The organism is Streptomyces sp. NPDC107581 (genome assembly GCF_055657175.1).
In genome coordinates this window covers 1-3,285 of the sequence record NZ_JBVKBH010000057.1, presented here as the reverse complement: position 1 = coordinate 3,285, position 3,285 = coordinate 1, and the positions used below count along the sequence as shown (strand labels likewise).

1 protein-coding gene is annotated in these 3,285 nt (G+C 72.6%); it reads left to right on the top strand.

What is annotated here, in order from left to right; genetic code table 11:
* Positions 1–3,285 (top strand): amino acid adenylation domain-containing protein (locus tag ACZ7P3_RS42490; protein WP_472090043.1); only part of this gene is annotated, 3,285 nt, incomplete at both ends.

Genomic DNA, 3,285 nt, shown 5'->3' with positions numbered 1-3,285 from the left:
GATCCCGCTGTCGTACGCACAGCAGGGGCAGTGGTTCCTGCAGAAGCTCGAAGGCCCCAACGCCACCTACAACATCCCCATCGCGCTGCGCCTGACCGGCGCCCTCGACCACGAGGCGCTCCGCGCCGCCCTGGCGGACGTGGTGCGGCGCCACGAGGTGCTGCGCACGCTCATCGGCGACACCGACGGCGGCGCGGAACAGATCGTCCTGGCGGATGTCGACGGGACGGGTGCGGTGCCCGGCCTCGCCGTCCGGCAGGCCACCGAGGAGGAGCTGACCGAGGCCCTGCGCCGGGCAGCCGCCGTCCCCTTCGACCTCACCCGCGACCTGCCGCTGCGCGCCACCCTGTTCCAGACCGGCCCCGGCAAGCACGTTCTGCTGCTGGTCCTCCACCACATCGCCGCCGACGAGGGGTCCTTCGCGCCGCTCGCCCGCGACCTGGCCGCGGCCTACAGCGCCCGGAGCGTCGGCAGAACCCCGGCCTGGGCGCCGCTGCCGGTGCAGTACCCGGACTACACCCTCTGGCAGCGTGACACCCTCGGCGACGAGGAGGACCCCGAGTCCGTCATCGCTCGTCAACTCGGTTACTGGCAAACCCAGTTGGCTGAACTTCCGCTGGAGCTGGACCTGCCGGCCGACCGGCCGCGCCCGATCGCCCCCAGCCATCAGGGCGGTACCGTCCCCTTCACCGTCAACGGTGATCTGCGCGGCCGCATCGACGCCCTGGCGCGTGAGCACCAGTGCACCCCGTTCATGGTGCTCCAGGCGGCCCTGGCGGTGCTGCTGCACCGGCTGGGCGCCGGCACCGACATCCCGATCGGCACTCCGGTGGCCGGACGCACCGACCATGCGCTCGAGGACCTGATCGGCTTCTTCGTCAACACGCTCGTGCTGCGCACGGACCTGTCCGGCGACCCGGCCTTCACCGATCTCCTCGACCGTGTGCGCGAGTCCGACCTGGCCGCCTACGGCCACCAGGACATCCCCTTCGAGCGCCTCGTCCAGGTCCTGAACCCCGAGCGCTCCGCCGCCCGCCACCCCCTCTTCCAGGTGCGGCTGGTGGTCCAGCATGCCGATCCGCTCGCCGCCGCCGGATCGGTGCTCGAGTTGCCCGGTCTCCAGGTGTCCTCGCTGGCGATCGCCGACGAGGGCGCCAAGTTCGACCTCCTCTTCCGCCTCTACGACACGGAGTCGGGCCTGGGCGGGGTCCTGGAGTACAACGCCGATCTCTACGACGCGACGACGGCCGAAACACTGTCGGCGCGGTTCCTGAGGGTGCTCGAGGCGGTCACCGACGCTCCGGAGCGGCGGATCGGCCAGGTGGACGTGCTGGACGGCGCCGAGCGCCGGCGTCTGCTTCAGGAGTGGAACGCCACCGCGCGGGACGTCGAGCCGACGAGCCTGGTCGAGCTGTTCGCGGCGCAGGTGACCCGCACCCCGGACGCGGACGCGCTCGTCATCGGCAACACCGTCCTCACGTACGCCGAGCTCGACGAGCGCAGCAACCGGCTCGCCCGGCTGCTGATCGCGCACGGTGTCGGTCCCGAGGTGTTCGTGGCGGTGGCCCTGCCGCGCAGCGCCGAACTCATCGTGACGCTGCTCGCGGTGCTCAGGGCGGGTGGCGCGTATCTGCCGCTGGACCTCGACCACCCGGCGGAGCGGATCCGCTACATGCTCGACGACGCCGCCCCCGCCGTCACCGTGACCCGGGCGGAATGGGCGGGGCTCACGGCCGGACCGAGCGCCGTCACGCTGCTGCTGGACTCCCCCGACACCACGGCGGCGCTCGCCGCCACGTCGGACGAGCCCGCCGAGACCCCGGCCCGGCCCAGCGGCCGGCCGGCGCCGCACGACCCCGCGTACGTGATCTACACCTCGGGCTCCACCGGCCGCCCCAAGGGCGTCGTCGTCGAGCACCGCTCGGTCGGCGCGTACCTCCAGCGGGCCCGTCACGCCTACCCGGACGCCTCCGGCACGGCGCTGCTGCACTCCCGTATCGCCTTCGACCTGACCGTGACCGCGCTCTACACGCCGCTGGTCTCGGGCGGCTGCGTGCACCTGGCCGATCTCAAGGACGCGACGGGTGGCGCGCCGACCTTCATGAAGGCCACGCCGAGTCACCTGGCGCTGCTCGGCTCCCTGCCGGATGCGGCCTCGCCGACCGGCACGCTCGTGCTCGGCGGCGAGCAACTGCTGGGCGAGAACCTGGCCGAGTGGCGGGAACGACACCCCGGCGTGCGGGTCGTCAACGCCTACGGCCCGACAGAGGCCACCGTCAACTGCACCGACTTCACCCTGGAGCCCGGTACGCCCACGCCGTCGGGCCCGGTCCCGATCGGCCGTCCTTTCTGGAACACCCAGGCCTACGTCCTGGACGCGGCCCTGCGCCCGGTTCCCGCCGGCGTCGCGGGTGAGCTGTACATCGCGGGCACCGGTCTGGCCCGCGGCTATCTGGGACGCCCCGACATGACGTCGGAACGCTTCGTGGCCAGCCCTTACGGTGCCCCCGGCGCCCGTATGTACCGCACCGGCGACCTCGCCCTGTGGGGCGTCGACGGACAGCTGCGCTACGCCGGCCGTGCCGACCAGCAGGTGAAGCTGCGCGGTTTCCGGCTGGAGCTCGGCGAGATCGAGTCCGTTCTCGTGGGTCTGGACGGCGTGCGCCAGGCCGCCGTCGTGGTGCGCGAGGACGGCGCCGGGGAACGGCAGTTGACGGCCTACGTCGTTCCCGACTCCACCACGGGCGCGCCCGCCCCGGCGACGCTGCGGGCGTACGCCGCCGAGCGGCTGCCCGACTACATGGTGCCGTCGGCGTTCGTCACCCTCGATGCGCTGCCGCTGACCGCCAACGGCAAGCTCGACCGCCGGGCCCTGCCCGAGCCCGTGCAGGAGCCGGCCGGCCAGGAGCCGGCCGACGCCACGGCCTTCGCACCGCGCAACCCTTGGGAAGAGGCACTGTCTCACCTCTTCGCGGACGTTCTGGGCCGCGAAAAGGTCGGCAGGAACGAGGACTTCTTCGAGCTCGGCGGTCACTCCCTGCTGGTCATCCGCCTGCTGGCCCGGGCCCGCTCCGCGCTCGGCATGGAGCTGTCGGTGCGCGACATGTTCGACAACCCGACGGTCGCCGGCCTCGCCGGGCTCATGACGACGGTGGCACGGACCGGCAAGCCCCTGACGCCGTACGCGGTGCGGCCGGAGCGGGTGCCGTTGTCGTACGCCCAGCAGCGCCTGTGGTTCCTGCACCAGTACGACCCCGACAGCGCCCTCTACAACATCCCCGTCGC